At 67.6% G+C, this 16915-nt stretch carries 20 protein-coding genes and 1 pseudogene; 11 read left to right on the top strand and 10 right to left on the bottom strand.

Going from position 1 to position 16915, the window contains the following annotated elements; translation table 11 throughout:
- Window positions 1-12 precede the first annotated feature (12 nt).
- A complete protein-coding gene (locus MELE44368_RS06690; protein WP_128107860.1) occupies window positions 13-579 on the bottom strand; it encodes a CGNR zinc finger domain-containing protein in 567 nt (188 codons plus the stop codon).
- Window positions 580-653: 74 nt separating this feature from the next.
- Here MELE44368_RS06690 and MELE44368_RS06695 point away from each other — a divergent pair, with 74 nt between their 5' ends.
- The 4 genes and pseudogenes from MELE44368_RS06695 to MELE44368_RS06710 all read left to right on the top strand — a co-directional run bounded on the left by MELE44368_RS06695 (window position 654) and on the right by MELE44368_RS06710 (window position 3905).
- Window positions 654-1691, top strand: coding sequence for an EamA family transporter (locus tag MELE44368_RS06695; RefSeq protein WP_128107793.1), 1038 nt, complete (start codon window positions 654-656; stop codon window positions 1689-1691).
- A 16-nt stretch (window positions 1692-1707) separates the two neighbouring features.
- On the top strand, window positions 1708-2457 hold the full coding sequence (locus MELE44368_RS06700) for a cutinase family protein (protein ID WP_241566507.1): 750 nt from the start codon (window positions 1708-1710) through the stop codon (window positions 2455-2457).
- Window positions 2458-2541: 84 nt separating this feature from the next.
- Window positions 2542-3142, top strand: a pseudogene (locus MELE44368_RS06705) (cutinase family protein).
- Between the two features lie 58 nt (window positions 3143-3200).
- Window positions 3201-3905 carry a cutinase family protein gene (locus tag MELE44368_RS06710; RefSeq protein ID WP_164890047.1) on the top strand — a complete coding sequence of 235 codons (705 nt, stop codon included), beginning with the start codon at window positions 3201-3203 and terminating at the stop codon, window positions 3903-3905.
- A gap of 3 nt (window positions 3906-3908) precedes the next feature.
- On the opposite strand, the gene truA is transcribed toward MELE44368_RS06710, so the two are convergent.
- The 8 genes from truA to infA all read right to left on the bottom strand — a co-directional run bounded on the left by truA (window position 3909) and on the right by infA (window position 8519).
- Complete coding sequence (truA, locus tag MELE44368_RS06715) at window positions 3909-4802, bottom strand: tRNA pseudouridine(38-40) synthase TruA (RefSeq protein WP_128107795.1); 894 nt, start codon at window positions 4800-4802, stop codon at window positions 3909-3911.
- Complete coding sequence (gene rplQ, locus MELE44368_RS06720; RefSeq protein WP_128107796.1) at window positions 4786-5391, bottom strand: 50S ribosomal protein L17; 606 nt, start codon at window positions 5389-5391, stop codon at window positions 4786-4788. The genes truA and rplQ overlap by 17 nt, the downstream gene beginning before the upstream one ends.
- A gap of 28 nt (window positions 5392-5419) precedes the next feature.
- On the bottom strand, window positions 5420-6472 hold the full coding sequence (locus MELE44368_RS06725; RefSeq protein ID WP_128107797.1) for a DNA-directed RNA polymerase subunit alpha: 1053 nt from the start codon (window positions 6470-6472) through the stop codon (window positions 5420-5422).
- An 82-nt stretch (window positions 6473-6554) separates the two neighbouring features.
- Window positions 6555-7160: a 30S ribosomal protein S4 gene (gene rpsD / locus MELE44368_RS06730; RefSeq protein ID WP_128107798.1), complete on the bottom strand. Its 606-nt coding sequence runs from the start codon at window positions 7158-7160 to the stop codon at window positions 6555-6557.
- A gap of 14 nt (window positions 7161-7174) precedes the next feature.
- Window positions 7175-7582, bottom strand: coding sequence for a 30S ribosomal protein S11 (rpsK, locus tag MELE44368_RS06735; protein ID WP_128107799.1), 408 nt, complete (start codon window positions 7580-7582; stop codon window positions 7175-7177).
- A 4-nt stretch (window positions 7583-7586) separates the two neighbouring features.
- Entirely contained in the window at window positions 7587-7961 is a 375-nt protein-coding gene (gene rpsM / locus MELE44368_RS06740) for a 30S ribosomal protein S13 (RefSeq protein ID WP_046751017.1), read from the bottom strand.
- Window positions 7962-8148: 187 nt separating this feature from the next.
- The gene (rpmJ, locus tag MELE44368_RS06745; RefSeq protein WP_003879483.1) at window positions 8149-8262 is read right to left on the bottom strand and encodes a 50S ribosomal protein L36; all 114 of its coding nucleotides are present in this window, start codon (window positions 8260-8262) and stop codon (window positions 8149-8151) included.
- Between the two features lie 35 nt (window positions 8263-8297).
- Window positions 8298-8519, bottom strand: a complete 222-nt coding sequence (gene infA, locus MELE44368_RS06750; RefSeq protein ID WP_003418601.1) for a translation initiation factor IF-1 — start codon at window positions 8517-8519, stop codon at window positions 8298-8300.
- Between the two features lie 276 nt (window positions 8520-8795).
- Here infA and MELE44368_RS06755 point away from each other — a divergent pair, with 276 nt between their 5' ends.
- The 4 genes from MELE44368_RS06755 to MELE44368_RS06770 are packed head-to-tail and all read left to right on the top strand — an operon-like array spanning window position 8796 to window position 13702.
- The gene (locus MELE44368_RS06755; protein WP_128107800.1) at window positions 8796-10490 is read left to right on the top strand and encodes an NAD(P)/FAD-dependent oxidoreductase; all 1695 of its coding nucleotides are present in this window, start codon (window positions 8796-8798) and stop codon (window positions 10488-10490) included.
- Window positions 10491-10505: 15 nt separating this feature from the next.
- A complete protein-coding gene (locus MELE44368_RS06760) occupies window positions 10506-11966 on the top strand; it encodes an ATP-binding protein (RefSeq protein WP_046751053.1) in 1461 nt (486 codons plus the stop codon).
- Between the two features lie 29 nt (window positions 11967-11995).
- Entirely contained in the window at window positions 11996-12844 is an 849-nt protein-coding gene (locus MELE44368_RS06765) for an LLM class F420-dependent oxidoreductase (RefSeq protein WP_128107801.1), read from the top strand.
- Window positions 12845-12859: 15 nt separating this feature from the next.
- Window positions 12860-13702: an LLM class F420-dependent oxidoreductase gene (locus tag MELE44368_RS06770; RefSeq protein WP_046751014.1), complete on the top strand. Its 843-nt coding sequence runs from the start codon at window positions 12860-12862 to the stop codon at window positions 13700-13702.
- A 69-nt stretch (window positions 13703-13771) separates the two neighbouring features.
- On the opposite strand, the gene MELE44368_RS26875 is transcribed toward MELE44368_RS06770, so the two are convergent.
- Window positions 13772-14347, bottom strand: a complete 576-nt coding sequence (locus MELE44368_RS26875; RefSeq protein WP_206613708.1) for a hypothetical protein — start codon at window positions 14345-14347, stop codon at window positions 13772-13774.
- Between the two features lie 107 nt (window positions 14348-14454).
- Between MELE44368_RS26875 and MELE44368_RS06785 the strand changes: the two genes are divergently transcribed.
- From MELE44368_RS06785 to rfbC, 3 genes are read left to right on the top strand one after another with little or no spacing between them, the layout of a single operon-like run.
- Entirely contained in the window at window positions 14455-15264 is an 810-nt protein-coding gene (locus MELE44368_RS06785; RefSeq protein ID WP_128107803.1) for a class I SAM-dependent methyltransferase, read from the top strand.
- Window positions 15265-15313: 49 nt separating this feature from the next.
- Window positions 15314-16309, top strand: coding sequence for a dTDP-glucose 4,6-dehydratase (rfbB, locus tag MELE44368_RS06790; RefSeq protein WP_128107804.1), 996 nt, complete (start codon window positions 15314-15316; stop codon window positions 16307-16309).
- Complete coding sequence (gene rfbC, locus MELE44368_RS06795) at window positions 16306-16911, top strand: dTDP-4-dehydrorhamnose 3,5-epimerase (RefSeq protein ID WP_128107805.1); 606 nt, start codon at window positions 16306-16308, stop codon at window positions 16909-16911. Before rfbB ends, rfbC begins: the two co-directional genes overlap by 4 nt.
- The last annotated feature ends 4 nt before the right edge of the window (window positions 16912-16915 follow it).

The following is a 16915-nucleotide window of genomic DNA, read 5'->3' on the forward strand; positions in this document are numbered from 1 at the left end:
CACCGAGGGACCTCACGTTACGCCGTCGCCGACGTGTGCGCGGCGTTGTCGATAGGCCGCCACGTGTTGGCGGTTACCGCAGTTGCCGGTGTCGCAGAACTTGCCCGACCGGTTGCGCGAGAGGTCGACCAGCACGGCCTCACAGTCCGGTGCGGCGCACGTCTTGAGCCTGCGCAGCTCGCCGGTCCGGATCAGGTCGGCGAGCGCCATCGCCATCTCGGCTCCCATCCGCTGCCACAGCGGGTCGGACACCGACGCCAGATGCAGATGCCACTCCGGCATCTCCGTATGCCGCGTCAGCCACGGCGCAGCACGGGTGTCGCCCAGCAGCGCGTTCACCTCGCTGACGACTCGCTCTTCGTCGCCGGCGGCCGCCCAGATCTTGCCGAGCCGCTCCCGTAGCCGCTGCACGGCCCGCAGTTCCTCGTCGTCGTGATCGCGGCGGCCCGTCCAGCCGAACCTGTCCAGGTAGCGGTTCAGCGCGGCGATGTCCGCGAGCTGGTCGCCGTCCACCCGGTCGCTGTTGACCAGCACACAGATCGCGCGCAACGTGAGGTCGGTGTCATGACTGAAGAGCATTTGCCCCATGACCCCCTTCGTCGCTAATGTCAGGACCAAAGCCCATTTTACTCATTACGCTTCCGGGGGTACTCATGGCCGCAGACCAGCTGCCCGCGGGTCCGGCCGCCGACCACTTCCGCCTCGGCCTGTTTCTCGCGCTGACCTCGGCGTTCGCGTTCGGTTGCTCGGGGCCGTTCGCCAGATCGCTGATGGACGCCGGCTGGACGCCGACGGCCGCGGTGGTCGCCCGGCTGGCCGGCGGCGCGCTGGTCATGGCGGTCTTCGCGACCTTGGTGCGGCCGGGCTGGATCCGGGAGGCGGCCACGCACCGCGGGGCGGTGCTGGCCTACGGCGTGATCCCGATCGCCGGGGCGCAGCTGTTCTATTACAACGCGGTCGCGCACCTGTCCGTGGGCGTCGCGCTGCTGCTCGAGTACACCGCGCCCATCCTCGTCGTCGCGTGGGTCTGGGCCACCACCAGACGCAGGCCGACCCACCTCACCTTGGCAGGCGTCGCATTGGCCTTCATGGGAATGATGTTGGTGCTCAACGTCTTCGCGGGCGCACACGTCAGCTTGGTCGGTGTCGGCTGGGGGTTGGCCGCCGCCGTGTGTGCGGCCTGCTACTTCGTGATGTCCGCCAACGTCAACAAGGACGGCGACGAGGCCGTGCACCCCGTCACCTTGGCCGCGGGCGGACTCGTCATCGGCGCCCTGACCGTCACACTGCTCGGCGCGACCGGCGTGATGCCGCTGACCTTCACGGCCAACGACGCCGTCGTCGCGGGCTGGACGACGTCGTGGCTGGTGCCGGTGCTGGCGCTGGGCGTGCTGGCCACCGCGGTCGCCTACACGCTGGGCATCCTGGGCATCGCGCTGTTGCGGCCACGGTTCGCGTCCCTGGTCGGGCTCTCCGAGGTGATGTTCGCCGTGCTGGCCGCCTGGGTGCTGGTGGGTGAGTCGGTCACGGTGACGCAGGCCATCGGCGGGGCGATCGTGCTGTGCGGGCTGGCGCTGGCCCGGGTCGGCGACCGCTCCGAGCAGGTCGCCGATGCGACGTGGCCGGACGGGCCGGTCGGAAAGATGCCGACCGTCCGCCGACCGTTAGACCGTCGACCACGTGATGTGTGAGTATGTCGGCGTGACTTTGCTGCGCGCGATGCGCCTGCCGGCGGCCGTGGTGGCCGCCGTCGCCGCGCTCGTCATCGGCCCGATGCCGCTGGCCGCGACCCAGCCCGGCCCGCCACCGGGGCCGCCGGATCCCGGTTACGGGATCGGCCAGATACCGGGGCCGCCCACGTCCGTGGCGAGGCCCCCGGTGGTCACACCGACGTCACAGTGCCCCGACATCGAGGTGATCTTCGCCCGCGGCACCGACGACACCCCGGGCCTTGGCACGCCCGGCACGGCGTTCGTCAACGCGCTGCGCGCGCAGACCGGCGGGCGCAACGTCACCGCGTACGCGGTCGACTATCCGGCCTCCTACGACTTCCTGGCCGCCGCGGACGGGGCGGCGGACGCCACCAACCGGGTCGCGCTCATGTCACAGCAGTGCCCGTCGACACGCATCGTGCTCGGTGGCTACTCGCAGGGCGCGGCGGTGATGGACATGCTGGCCGGGGTGCCGCCGCTGGGCAACAAGATCGGCTCCATCGGGTCAGCGCCTCCGCTGCCGGGCAGCCTGCACCGGAACATCGCCGCGGTCGTGGTGTTCGGCAACCCGGCGGCCAAGTTCGACAACCCCATCACCAGTTCGGTTTTCGCCGGCAGGGCGATCGACCTGTGCAAGGACGGCGACCCGATCTGCTCCGGTGGACGCAATCCGTTCGCGCACAACGACTATGTGAGCGCCGGACTGATTCAGCAGGGCGCGGACTTCGCCGCCGGCCTGGTCTGACCTCTACGTCGTAACCTGCCGATATCATCTGGACCCGTGGATTTCCATCGTCTTCGCCGACGGCTGCTCGGCGCTACCTCTGCGATGCTGACCGCGTCGGCGATCCTCGTCCCGGCGACCGCGTCCGCCCAACCCTGCTCGGATGTGACGGTGGTGTTCGCGCGGGGCACCGGCGAACCGCCCGGCATCGGCCGGGTCGGCCAGGCCTTCGTCGACGCGTTGCGCCCCCAACTCGGCGACCGGACGCTGTCCAGCTACGGGGTGAACTACCCGGCAAGCTATGACTTCGTCCTCGCCGCGGACGGCGCCGCCGACGCGTCGACATATGTGTCGAACATCGTGGCGACCTGCCCGACGACCCGGATCGTGCTCGGTGGGTTCTCTCAGGGGGCGGCCGTGGTCGACATGCTCGCCGGGGTGCCGCCGCTGGGCAACCGCCTCGGCGCGGTAGGCCCGATGCTGCCCCCGACCGCCGTGTCCAACGTCGCCGCCGTCGCGGTGTTCGGCAATCCGGCGACGAAGTTCGGTAACCCGATCACCAGTTCCGTCTTCGGCGGGCGCGATCGATCTGTGCACCGACGGCGACCCGATCTGCTCGCCCGGCCGGAACCCGTTCGCCCACAGCAACTACGTCGGCGCCGGGCTGGCGCACCACGCGGCGAACTTCGTGGCAAGCCTGGTCTAGGTCGTCGCCTCCAAATCCGTCGACGACGACGTCGACGAAATCCGTTATCATCGGCTGGGTGAAAAACGATCTTGGAAGTCGTTGCGGGCGTCGGGGGTTGCTGTTTGTCGCGGCGGTGGTGCTTGCGGCGGCCGGTCTGATCGTTCCGGCAGCGCCCGGCTACCAAGGATTCGCGGGGTTTGTGCCCGTCGCGGCCGCACAGTCCTGCCCGCAGGCAGAGCTGATCTTCGCCCGTGGCCGCACCGAGGCTCCCGGCGCCGGGGTGATCGGCAACGCGCTCATCAGCGCGATACGCAGCAAGACCGACAAGAGCATCAATCTCTACTCGGTGAGCTATCCCGCCGACTACGAGGTGGACATCGGCGCCAACGACATGAGCGCGCGCATCCAGGACATGGCGGCCCGCTGCCCCGACACCCGACTGGTGCTGGGCGGCTATTCGCTGGGCGCCGCGGTGACCGACGTGGTGCTGGCCGCTCCCATCGCGGCGCTCGGCTTCAAGAACCCGTTGCCGGCGGGCATGGACCGACACATCGCGGCCATCGCGCTGTTTGGCAACGGCATCGCCTGGGTCGGGCCGATCACGAACCTGAGCCCGCTCTACAGCGAACGCACCATCGAGCTGTGCCACGGTGCGGATCCGATCTGCAGCCCGGCCGACCCGAAGACCTGGGAGGGCAACTGGCCCGACCACGCCGCGCGGGCCTACATCAACGCCGGCATGGTCAACCAGGCCGCCGACTTCATCGTGGCCCGCATCTAGTCCCTAGTCGACGACCCGCAGGTCCCGGGTCACCTTGGTCCTGGCCTCCAGCTGGTCGTCGGGCGGGTAGTCCACGCCGACGAGGGTCAGGCCCTGCGGCGGCGCCGCCGCGAACTCGCTGGAGCGTCGCTCGGCCGTCAACAGCGTTGCGCACCAGTCCGGTTCGCGGCGACCCTCGCCGACCGCAAGCAGCGCACCCACCAGTGAGCGGACCATCGACCAGCAGAACGCGTCGGCGGTGACGTGGGCGGTGACGCGGTCGCCGTCGCGCGACCAGTCCAGCCGCTGCAGGTCGCGGATCGTGGTGGCGCCTTCACGGTGACGGCAGAAGGCGGCGAAGTCGTGCAGCCCCAACAGGTGTCGGGATGCGGCGGCCATGGCGTCGACGTCCAGCGGGCGGGGCCACGCCGTCACATAGCGGGCGTCCTGCGGGTCCACCCCATACGGCGCAGTGGACAGCCGGTAGAGGTAATGGCGTCGCAGCGCTGAGAACCGCGCATCGAAACCCGCTGGGGCGCGGGCGATATGGCGAACACGCACATCGGCAGGCAGGAACCGGCCGAGCCGTCGCGCCAGCGGGAGGAACTCGCTGTCCCCCGGTCGCGGCGTGCGCGGGTAGGCGTGTGACAGCGCGTCGGCGGGCACGTCGACGTGGGCGACCTGACCGCTGGCGTGCACGCCGGCGTCGGTGCGTCCGGCCGCGCGCAGCTGCACCGGGGTGCGAAACACCGTCGACAACGCCTCGTCGAGAACGCCTGCTACGGTGCGCTGGCCCGCCTGCACCGCCCACCCGGCGAAATCGGTTCCGTCGTAGGCGATGTCGAGGCGAAGACGAACATGCCCGCCACCGGAGTCGATGGCGGGCATGTTCACAGAGTCGTCAGGACTTGTCGTCATCCTTTTCGGCTTCAGCGTCGTCGGCCTGCGCCTCGGCCTCGTCGGCGGCGACCTCGGTCGACTCCGCCTTGGCGTCCTCGACCGACTGGTCCTCGGTGGGCCCCTCGGCGGCCTCCGGCTCGACCGCGGCCTGCGGCGCGGACGCCGCGGCGACCTTCTGCTCGGACTTCTCGGCCCGCTTCGCCTGCGACGCCGCCGACCGGCGGGCCCGCTCGGCCTCCGAGGTCACCGTCTTCTCCCGCACCAGCTCGATGACCGCCATGGGCGCGTTGTCGCCCTTGCGTGCCTCGACCTTGATGATGCGGGTGTAGCCGCCGTTGCGGTCGGCGTAGAACGGACCGATCTCGGCGAACAGCGTGTGCACCACGTCCTTGTCGCGGATCTTCTTCATCACCTCGCGCCGGTTGTGCAGGGTGCCCTTCTTGGCGTGGGTGATGAGCTTCTCCGCATAGGGCCGCAACGCCCGCGCCTTGGGCTCGGTCGTCTTGATCCGGCCGTGCTCGAAGAGCGATGTGGCCAGGTTGGCCAGGAGCGCCTTCTGGTGTGAGGACGACCCGCCGAGGCGAGGACCCTTGGTGGGCTTGGGCATTGCGAACTCCTATGAGGGATGTGACGTACTAGAGCTGTTCGGTTTCGGCGTAGTCCTGGTTGTCGTCCAGGTCGTAGCCGGCGTCGGTGTTCCAGGTACCGGTGGCGGCGTCGTAGCCGGCGACCTCGGACGGATCGAACGAGGCCGGGCTGTCCTTGAGCGACAGGCCCAGCTGGTGCAGCTTGATCTTCACCTCGTCGATGGACTTCTGGCCGAAGTTGCGGATGTCCAGCAGATCGGACTCCGTGCGGGCGACCAGCTCGCCCACCGTGTGCACGCCCTCGCGCTTGAGGCAGTTGTACGACCGCACCGTGAGGTCCAGGTCGTCGATCGGCAGCGCGAAGCTGGCGATGTGATCGGCCTCGGCAGGCGACGGCCCGATCTCGATGCCCTCGGCCTCGACGTTGAGTTCCCGTGCCAGACCGAACAGTTCGACCAGGGTCTTACCCGCCGACGCCAGCGCGTCGCGGGGGCTGATCGAGTTCTTGGTCTCGACGTCGAGGATCAGCTTGTCGAAGTCGGTGCGCTGCTCGACGCGGGTGGCCTCCACCTTGTAGGTGACCTTGAGCACCGGGCTGTAGATGGAATCGACCGGGATGCGGCCGATCTCGGCGCCCGAGGCCTTGTTCTGCACGGCGGGGACGTAGCCGCGGCCGCGCTCGACGACAAGCTCGACCTCGAGCTTGCCCTTGTCGTTGAGGGTGGCGATGTGCATGTCGGGGTTGTGCACGGTCACGCCGGCCGGGGGCACGATGTCGCCCGCGGTGACCTCACCCGGGCCCTGCTTGCGCAGGTACATGGTGACCGGCTCGTCCTCCTCGGAGGAGACGACCAGGCCCTTGAGGTTGAGGATGATGTCGGTGACGTCTTCCTTCACCCCACCGACGGTGGTGAACTCGTGCAGCACGCCGTCGATGCGGATGCTGGTGACTGCCGCGCCGGGGATCGACGACAGCAGGGTTCGCCGAAGCGAATTGCCGAGGGTGTAGCCGAAACCGGGCTCCAACGGCTCGATGACGAACCGCGACCGGTTCTCGGCGATTACCTCTTCTGACAATGTGGGTCGCTGAGAGATCAGCATGGTGTTTCTCTATCTCCTTCTCGACACCCGCTATTTGATGCCGTCGGGGGGTTCTCGGGGGGCGGCGCTCCCCGAGGGGTCTTTACTTCGAGTAGAACTCGACGATGAGCTGCTCGGAGAGCGGCACGTCGATCTGCTCGCGGGTGGGCAGTTGGTGCACCAGGATGCGCGGACGCTCGCCGACCACCTGCAGCCACGACGGAACCGGCCGCTCGCCCATGGTTTCCCTGGCGATCTGGAACGGCAGCGTGTTCAGCGACTTGTCCTTGACGTCGATGATGTCGTACTGCGACACCCGGTAGCTGGGGATGTCCACCTTGACGCCGTTGACCAGGAAGTGGCCGTGGCTGACCAGCTGGCGGGCCTGACGGCGGGTGCGCGCCAGCCCGGCGCGGTAGACCACGTTGTCGAGCCGGCTCTCCAGGATGCGCAGCAGCTCGTCGCCGGTGACGGCCGAGCGCCGCACCGCCTCCTCGTAGTAGCGGCGGAACTGCTTCTCCATCACGCCGTAGGTGAAGCGGGCCTTCTGCTTCTCCTGCAGCTGCAGGCGGTATTCGCTCTCCTTGACCCGCGAGCGGCCGTGCTGGCCGGGCGGGTAGGGACGCTTCTCGAACGACTGATCGCCGCCGACCAGGTCGACGCCGAGGCGGCGCGACTTGCGGGTCGCGGGTCCGGTGTAACGAGCCATCTCTGAATCTCCTCCTAGACCCGGCGCCGCTTCGGCGGACGGCAGCCGTTGTGCGGCTGCGGCGTGACATCGGCGATCGCGCCGACCTCGAGGCCGGCGGCCTGCAACGACCGGATGGCGGTCTCCCGGCCCGAGCCCGGGCCCTTCACGAACACGTCGACCTTGCGCACGCCGTGTTCCTGCGCCTTGCGGGCGGCGTTCTCGGCGGCCAACTGTGCGGCGAACGGCGTCGACTTACGCGAGCCCTTGAAGCCGACGTGACCGGACGACGCCCAGGCGATGACGTTGCCCTGCGGGTCGGTGATCGTCACGATCGTGTTGTTGAACGTGCTCTTGATGTGCGCGGCGCCGTGCGGGACGTTCTTCTTCTCCCGGCGACGGGTGGACTTGCCCTTCGCGGCTGCCTTCTTTGCTGGTGGCATGTGCTTACCTGGCCTTCTTCTTGCCGGCGATGGTGCGCTTGGGGCCCTTACGGGTACGCGCGTTGGTCTTGGTCCGCTGGCCGCGCACCGGCAGGCCGCGGCGGTGCCGCAGGCCCTGGTAGCAGCCGATCTCGATCTTGCGGCGGATGTCGGCCTGCACCTCACGGCGCAGATCGCCCTCCACCTTGAGGTTGCCCTCGATGTAGTCGCGCAGCTGGGTCAGCTGGTCGTCGGTGAGGTCTTTGGTGCGGAGGTCCTTGGAGATGCCCGTCGCCGCGAGAATCTCGTTGGAACGGGTACGGCCGATGCCGTAGATGTAGGTCAGGGCGACCTCCATGCGCTTATCGCGCGGGAGATCTACGCCCACGAGACGTGCCATCAGGCAGTGTTCCTTCTTCTATGCGGAGGTCTGGTCCCAGCCCGCTCCCCGTTGGGGTCCGGCCTCCGTACCGGACGTGACGAGCGGCCTACCCGCTCGGTGGTGCTGGGATTTCGTCATTGAGTTGTGTGCGAGCGGAAGCGGAAGCTCAACCTGATTGCTCTTCGCGCAAGCGCTCATCGGCGCCTCAGCCTTGGCGTTGCTTGTGACGCGGATCGGAGCAGATCACCATGACCCGCCCATGCCGGCGGATCACCCTGCACTTGTCGCAAATGGGCTTGACGCTCGGGTTCACCTTCACGGCAGTGTTCGATCCTGTTCTTTCTCGTTCTTGACTTACTTGTACCGGTAAACGATGCGGCCCCGGGACAGGTCGTAGGGGGACAATTCCACCACGACGCGGTCCTCGGGCAGGATGCGGATGTAGTGCTGCCGCATCTTGCCGCTGATGTGGGCAAGGACCTTGTGACCGTTCTCCAGCTCAATGCGGAACATCGCATTGGGCAGAGGTTCGACCACGCGACCCTCAACCTCGATGGCACCGTCTTTCTTGGCCATTATGTTTCGGAGATCCTCCGTGTCCTTCTCGTAGTGCGGCGCCCGTGCCACCGCGAACGGCGACACCCTGCTCGGCGCGGCTGACGCTTCCGACTACAAAACGTGAGCCAGCAGCCAGAAATTCCAGAACAGGGGCACGCAAGAGCCGGCGCGGGAGCCGCACCGCCGATCCATATTACCTGCTCGAGCGCCCGCCCCAAAATCGTCGGACGACGATCCCTGCGCGGCGGATTTCAACAGGATATCCGCTGGCCCGACGGCGCATACTTGACCTCGATGACAGGCCCCACGCCCCGCAAGCCCGTAATCCTCACCGTCGACGACGATCCAGCTGTGTCCCGCGCTGTCGCGCGCGATCTGCGTCGCCACTACGGCGAGGCCTTCCGCATCGTCCGCGCCGAATCGGCGCACGACGCCCTCGAGACGCTCAACGAGCTCAAACTGCGCGGTGAGACCGTCGCGGTGTTCGTCGCCGACTACCGGATGCCCCAGATGAGCGGCATCGAGTTCCTCGAAGAGGCGATGGACATCTTCCCGATGGCCCGCCGGGTGCTGCTCACCGCCTACGCCGACACCACCGCCGCGATCGACGCCATCAACGTCGTCGACCTGGACCACTACCTGCTCAAACCGTGGGACCCGCCCGCCGAGAAGCTCTACCCGGTGATCGACGCGCTCATCGAGGCCTGGCGCGAGACCGGGGACCGCGCGATCCCGCACACCAAGGTGATCGGGCACCGCTACAACGAGCGCTCCTGGGAGGTGCGGCAGTTCCTGGCGCGCAACCAGCATCCGTTCCGCTCGTTCATGGCCGACGAGCCCAAGGGCCGCCAGCTGCTCGACGCCGCCGGTCTCGACGAGTTCCAGCTGCCGGTGGTCGTCACCGAGCAGGGCGAGACGCTGGTCCAGCCGCGCGACGCGGAGCTGGCGGCGATGCTCGGGCTATCGACGAACCCCACCCTCGACCTGTACGACCTCGCGGTGATCGGCGGCGGCCCGGCCGGTCTGGCCGCCGCGGTGTACGGGGCGTCGGAGGGACTCAAGACGGTGCTGATCGAGGCGGCGACGACGGGCGGGCAGGCCGGGCGCAGCTCACGCATCGAGAACTACCTGGGCTTTCCGACCGGGGTCTCCGGCGCCGAGCTCACCATGTCGGCGCGGCTGCAGGCCGAACGCTTCGGCGCCGAGGTCATCACCACCCGCAGGGCGGCCCGGCTGCACGCCGACGACACCGGCTCGGCCAAGACCATCGAACTCGACGGCGGCGAGACCATCGCGGCCCGCGCGATCATCGTCGCCACCGGCGTCGAATACCGCCAGCTGCGCGGTGTGCGCGGCTGCTGGGACGATCCCGCCGGCGACGCCTGCAACTACGTCGGGCGCGGCGTCTACTACGGCGCCTCGGTGTCGGAGGCCACCGAGTGCCAAGGCGAGGACGTCTACATCGTGGGCGGCGCCAACTCGGCCGGACAGGCGGCGATCTTCATGTCGGGGGAAGCGAAGTCGGTGACGATGCTGGTGCGCGGCCCGTCGCTGGCGGACTCGATGTCGCATTATCTGGTCGAGCGGATCGAGAACAACCCGAAGATCACCGTGCGCACCTGCACCGAGGTCGTCGACAGCGTCGGCGAGGACAGCCACCTCACCGGCCTGGTGCTGCTGCACCGGCCCTCCGGCGAGCGGGAGACGGTCAACTGCGACCGCATGTGCTGCTTCATCGGCGCCGAACCGCGCACCGACTGGCTGGACATCGTCGCCAAGGACGACCACGGATTCATCCTGTCCGGCCCCGACGTCAGCAAGGTCGCCGGGTGGACGCTGGACCGCCCGCCGCACCACCTGGAAACAAGCGTGCCCGGGGTGTTTGTTGCAGGAGACGTGCGCTCGGAATCGGCCAAACGGGTGGCAGCCGCCGTCGGCGAGGGATCGATGGCCGTGATGTTGGTGCACCGCTATCTGGCGGAAGCGTAGGAGTAGGAGATGGCCATGGGCGACGCCGAAAACCGATGCATGCCCGACGAACTGCGGACCTTGTTCCTGTTCGAGGCCCTCGACGACCGGCAGCTGCAGGTGCTGTGCGACAACGGTCACATCACCACGTTCGAGCCGGGACCGATCTGCACCGAGGGTGACCCGGCCACCTGCTTCTACGTTCTGCTCGACGGCGAACTCGTGATGTCCAAGCGCTCCGGGGGCGTCGACATCGAAACCAACCGCACCTCCCAGCGCGGGGTGTACTGCGGCGCCTGGTCGGCCTACGTGCCCGGCGAGGAGCACGTCTATGAGGCGTCCGTGCGGGTCACCAAGCCGTCCCGGTTCTTCGTGCTCGACGCCGACGCGTTCGCCAGGTTCATGCAGACCGAGTTCCCGATGGCGGTACACCTGCTCGAAGGCCACCGGGTCGGCGGGCGGCGGCAGCGCGAGATCGTCGGGCAGCGCGAGAAGCTGTTGGCGCTGGGCACGATCACCGCCGGCCTGACGCATCAACTCAACAACCCGGCCGCGGCGGCCGCACGCGCGGTCGCCGATCTGCGCGAAGGCGTCGGGAAGATGCGCCACAAGTTGGCGATGCTGGCCGACGGCAAGTTCACCCCGGAGGCGTTGCGGGTGCTGGTGAGCATCCAGGAGGAGGTGGCCGAGCAGGTCGCCAAGTCGAAGGCCCAGGAGCTCACCGCGCTGGAACTCTCCGACCGCGAGGAGCAGGTCGGCGACTGGCTCGAGGCCCGCGGCATCGCCGCCGCCTGGGACTACGCGCCGACATTCGTCGAAGCCGGGCTCGACATCGACTGGCTGGGCCGGGTCGAGGCCTCGATCGACGACGTGGACTGTTCGGCGACGTTGCAGGGCGCGTTCGGCTGGCTGAAATACACCATCGACGCCGAGCTGCGGATGAACGAGATCGCCGACGCCAGCAAGCGGATCTCGGCGCTGCTGGCCGGCGCCAAGCAGTACTCGCAGATGGACCGCAGCGAGTACCAGACCGCCAACGTCCACGAGCTGATCCACAGCACGATCAAGACGATCTTCGGCGACAAGGTCGGCAAGGACAAGCCGGTCAAGCTGGTGTGGGAGAAGGACACCACGCTGCCCGAATTACATTGCTATCCAGGCGATCTCAACGAAATGTGGACCAACCTCATCGACAACGCCATTCAGGCGATGGGCGGCGAGGGCACCCTGACGATCCGCACCGCGCGGAACAACGACGACATGGTGCGCGTCGAGATCTGCGACGACGGCCGCGGCATCCCCGAAGAGCACATCGACAGGATCTTCACCCCGTTCTTCACCACCAAGGCCTTCGGTGAGGGCACCGGGCTCGGCCTGGATCTGGCGCGCCGCGTCGTCGTCGAGAAGCACCACGGCGACATCCGGGTGGAGTCCGCGCCCGGCGACACCCGGTTCGTCATCCTGCTGCCGCTGGTGGCGCCCGCCCCGCGGGAATAGCGGCCCGAGACACCGAAGTTGGAGCAGCCATGACGAAACCTCAGCTCGGCCCCTACGGCGTGTTCGGTCTCTACCGGGCATTCCAGCAGCTCAGCCCGGAGCAACTGCGGACGATCGAGGCCCTCGGCTACGGCGCGATCTGGGCCGGCGGCTCGCCACCGGCGGACCTGTCGTGGGTCGAGCCGCTGCTGGAGCCCACCACCGACCTCAAGGTGGCGACGGGCATCGTCAACATCTGGACCGCCGAGGCCGGACCGGTCAGCGAGTCGTTTCACCGCATCGACAAGGCCTATCCCGGTCGGTTCCTGCTCGGCATCGGCGTGGGCCATCCCGAGGCACACACCGAATACCAGAAGCCGTATGCCGCGCTGAACGACTATCTCGACAAGCTCGACGAATACGGCGTCCCGAAGGATCGCCGGGTCGTCGCCGCGCTGGGGCCGCGGGTGCTGAAGCTCTCGGCGCAGCGCGCGGCCGGTCCGCATCCGTATCTGACGACGCCAGAGCACACCGCGCAGGCGCGCGCACTGGTCGGACCGGACGCGTTCATCGCCCCCGAGCACAAGGTCGTGTTGACCACCGATGCCGACAAGGCCCGGGCAGTGGGCCGCAAGGCGCTGGACATCTATCTGAACCTGGCGAACTACCGCAACAACTGGCAGCGGCTCGGGTTCACTGAAGAGGACATCGCCAAGCCGGGCGGCGACCGCCTTGTCGACGCGATGGTGGCGTATGGCACCGTCGACGCCATCGCCGCACGGCTTCAGGAGCACCGCGACGCGGGCGCCGACCATGTGCCCGTGCAGGTGCTCACGACCGGACCGGACAAGCTGGTGGACGCGCTCACCGAACTCGCAGGCCCGCTGGGTCTGCGGTGACCTCGAAGGGATCACATGACTGAGCTCAAGCCCGAACTCGGCCGTTTCGGCGTCTGGACCTTCGGGGTGGTCAAACCCGAGCAGGCCGTGGAGATCGAGAAGCTCGGATACGGCGCCGTGTGGATCGGCGGATCCCCGGCCGGGGACCTCGAGTATGTCGAGCCCATCCTCGAGCGCACCGAGAACCTCCAGGTGGCCACCGGCATCATCAACGTCTGGACGGCGCCCGCCGACCAGGTCGCCGAGGCCTACCACCGCGTCGAGGACGCCTATCCGGGGCGGTTCCTGCTGGGCATCGGCGTCGGGCATCCCGAGCACACCGAGGAGTACCGCAAGCCCTACGACGTGCTGGTGGAGTACCTCGACCGGCTCGACGCGGCCAAGGTTCCGACCAGCCGGCGCGTCATCGCGGCACTGGGTCCGCGGGTGCTCAAGCTGTCGGCGCAGCGCAGCGCGGGCGCCCACCCCTACCTGACGACGCCGCAGCACACCGGCGAGGCACGAAACCTGTTGGGCCCGACGGTGTTCCTGGCGCCTGAGCACAAGGTGGTGCTGGCCAGGGACGCCGAGGCGTCGCGCAAGATCGGTCGCGAGGCCGTCGACTTCTACCTGAACCTGTCCAACTACCTGAACAACTGGAAGCGGCTCGGCTTCACCGACGACGACCTGGCCAAGCCGGGCAGCGACCGGTTCATAGACGCGGTGGTCGCCCACGGCACACCCGACGACATCGCCAGGCGACTGACCGAGCATCTGGACGCCGGCGCCGACCACGTCGCGATCCAGGTGCTAGGCGGCTGGGACAACCTGCTGCCGACGCTGACCGAACTGGCCGGCCCGCTGGGCCTGACGTCCTGACACGCCGAGCGTACGGCTACTGACGCGTATCGGCCGATTTCCGTTGTCTTCCGTACTCTCGGCGCCGCATCAATGGCTGTGGCCGTGGTCATGGCTGTGGTTGTGGTCGTCATGATCGTGACTGTCGTCGTGGTCATCGCCGGCGTCCGAGCACTGTGCACCGTGGTCGTGCCCGTGTCCAGCGTCATCGCCGCACTCACCACCGTCTTCATGCCCATGCGAATGCGAATGCGAATGCGAATGCGAATGGAAATGAGAATGGCCGTGGCCTAGTCCGTCATCGTGGTCGTGCTCGTCCTCGCCATCGTGGTCGTGGTCGTGGTCATGCCCATCGCCGCCGTCCTCGTCCTCGCCATCGTGGTCGTGGTCGTGGTCGTGTTCATGCCCATCGCCACCGTGGTCGTCATCCCCCTCTCGTCCTTCCTCACTGTGTTGCTTTTCGTCGATCGGACGGCTCTGAACCAGCGGACGATGAGCGTTCACCGGAGACACGGCGATTAAGCCAGTGGCCGAACCCGTTGCGTGCGAGAAATTTTCACGTTCTTGGTCGTCGACTTGGGCGACCGAGACACCGATGACGCAACATGCCCCCACCAAGATTGCCGTGGGGGTGAATGTCCGCATCGCTCGCAGCGGTTCGCGCATTTCGCCTACCTCTCTGTGGTCCGATGCGGTGACTGTAATGAAAACGATTATCATTATCAACCGCTGCCGCCGCGAAGGCGATGGGCGTACAAAAGCGAGGTGTGTGAGTGGCTGACCCGTCGAACCCTGGGAATGCGGATCCGAGTCAAAAGACCCGGATCTCATCGCTGTTCCGCTACATCGAGACCCTGCACCTGGAGCGTCGTTGGGGTCAGGTGCTGGACGCGGGGACCGGCGTGAAATCCCTGGAATGGATAACGACCCTTGCGACCGAGAGTTGGACGGCGATCACCGCGTCTCACCTCATGGCGGACAAGATCCGTGACGAGCCCGGTATCCCAGTGCGCCCACAAGACCGCCTGCTGGTGGGCAATTGGATCAACAACAGCCTCTTGACCGGCGAAACCTTCGATACCGTGCTGGTCGACTACCTGATAGGAGCCATCGAGGGCTTCTCGCCGTACTGGCAGGGCAGGCTGCTCGAGCGCTTACGCCCGCTGCTGAGACCCGACGGCCGCCTGTACATCATCGGCCTGGAGCCTTATGTGCCGTTCAAGCCCGGGACAGAAAGCGGCACGGTGATATGGGAAATCGGCCGCGCGCGCGACGCCTGCTTGCTACTCGCGGGCGAGCGCCCCTACCGCGAGTATCCGGCCGACTGGGTCCTGCAGCGCCTCGGCCAGGCCGGCTACCGCGTAGCCGCTATCCGTCACTTTCCGATTCGCTTCGGCGAGCAGTTCATCAATAGCCAGCTCGATATGTGCCTGGATCGCCTCACCCGCTTCGCCTGCGACGACCTCGCCACGTCGATGCGACGATACGTGGAGGACCTGCGTGCGCGAGCGCTGGCATTGCAATCTCGTTATAACGGTCTCCGCCATGGTCGTGACTACGTGATCGCCGCCGAGCCGATGTAGCCAGAGGCACTTGTCGAACACCGCCTGACCGCCCGCTAGGGTTTTGGCCATGCGGTTGCTGATCACAGGCGGCGCGGGGTTCATCGGCGCCAACTTCGTGCACAGCAGCGTGCGCGATCGTCCCGAGGACTCGCTGACGGTGCTGGACGCGATGACCTATGCCGGCAGCCGCGAGTCGCTGGCGGCCGTCGAGGACGACATCCGGCTGGTGCAGGGCGACATCACCGACGCCGAGCTGGTGAGCAAGCTGGTCGCCGAGAGCGACGCCGTCGTGCACTTCGCCGCCGAGACCCACGTGGACAACGCGCTGGCCGACCCCGAGCCGTTTCTGCATGCCAACGTCATCGGCACGTTCACGGTGCTGGAGGCGGTGCGTGCGCACGGGGTGCGGCTGCATCACGTGTCGACCGACGAGGTGTACGGCGACCTGGAGCTCGAGAACGCCCGGCGCTTCACCGAGTCGACGCCGTACAACCCGTCCAGCCCCTACTCCTCCACCAAGGCGGCCTCCGACATGCTGGTGCGCGCCTGGGTGCGCTCCTACGGTGTGCGCGCGACGATCTCGAACTGCTCCAACAACTACGGGCCCTATCAGCACGTGGAGAAGTTCATCCCGCGCCAGATCACCAACGTGCTGACCGGGCGTCGGCCCAAGCTGTACGGCTCGGGCGCCAACGTGCGGGACTGGATCCACGTCGAGGACCACAACAGCGCCGTGCGGCGCATCCTGGCCGACGGCCAGATCGGGCGCACCTATCTCATAGGCGCCGAGGAGGAGCGGGACAACCTGTCGGTGATGCGGGCGATCCTGCGGTTGATGGATCGCGATCCCGACGACTTCGACCACGTGACCGATCGCGCCGGTCACGACCTGCGCTACGCGATCGACCCGTCGGTGCTCTACGACGAGCTCGGCTGGGCGCCCAAACACACCGACTTCGAAGACGGGTTGCGCGCCACCATCGACTGGTACCGGAACAACGAATCGTGGTGGGGGCCGCTGAAAGACGCCACCGAGTCCAAGTACGAGGGTCGTGGCCAGTGAAGGCGCGTGAACTCGACGTTGCAGGCGCCTGGGAGATCACCCCGCAGATACACACCGACGCCCGCGGCGCGTTCTACGAATGGTTCACCGACTCCGGATTCCGGGAGTTCAGCGGGCATCGACTCGACCTGCGCCAGGCCAACTGTTCCGTCTCGTCTGCACGCGTGTTGCGCGGGCTGCACTTCGCCCGGGTTCCGCCGAGCCAGGCCAAATACGTCACCTGCGTGCGCGGCAGCGTCTTCGACGTCGTGGTCGACATCCGGGTCGGCTCACCGACATTCGGGCGCTGGGATGCGGTGCGGCTCGACGACCGTGACCGCCGCACGATCTACATCTCCGAGGGCCTCGGGCATGCTTTCCTTGCCCTCGAAGATGATTCGACGGTGATGTATCTGTGCTCGGCACAGTACGACCCGCAGCGCGAACACACCGTCACCCCGCTGGACCCGGCCTTGGGCATCGAATGGCCGGCGATCGACGGCGAGCCGATCCTGTCCGACCGCGACCGCCAGGCGCCCACCCTCGCCGAGGCCGAGGCGGCCGGGCTGCTGCCCACGTGGGCCGAGACCAAGGCGTTCGTCGAAAGCCTGCGCGGGCACTGATCCG

This window comes from Mycolicibacterium elephantis DSM 44368, assembly GCF_004014805.1.
Taxonomy (GTDB): domain Bacteria; phylum Actinomycetota; class Actinomycetes; order Mycobacteriales; family Mycobacteriaceae; genus Mycobacterium; species Mycobacterium elephantis.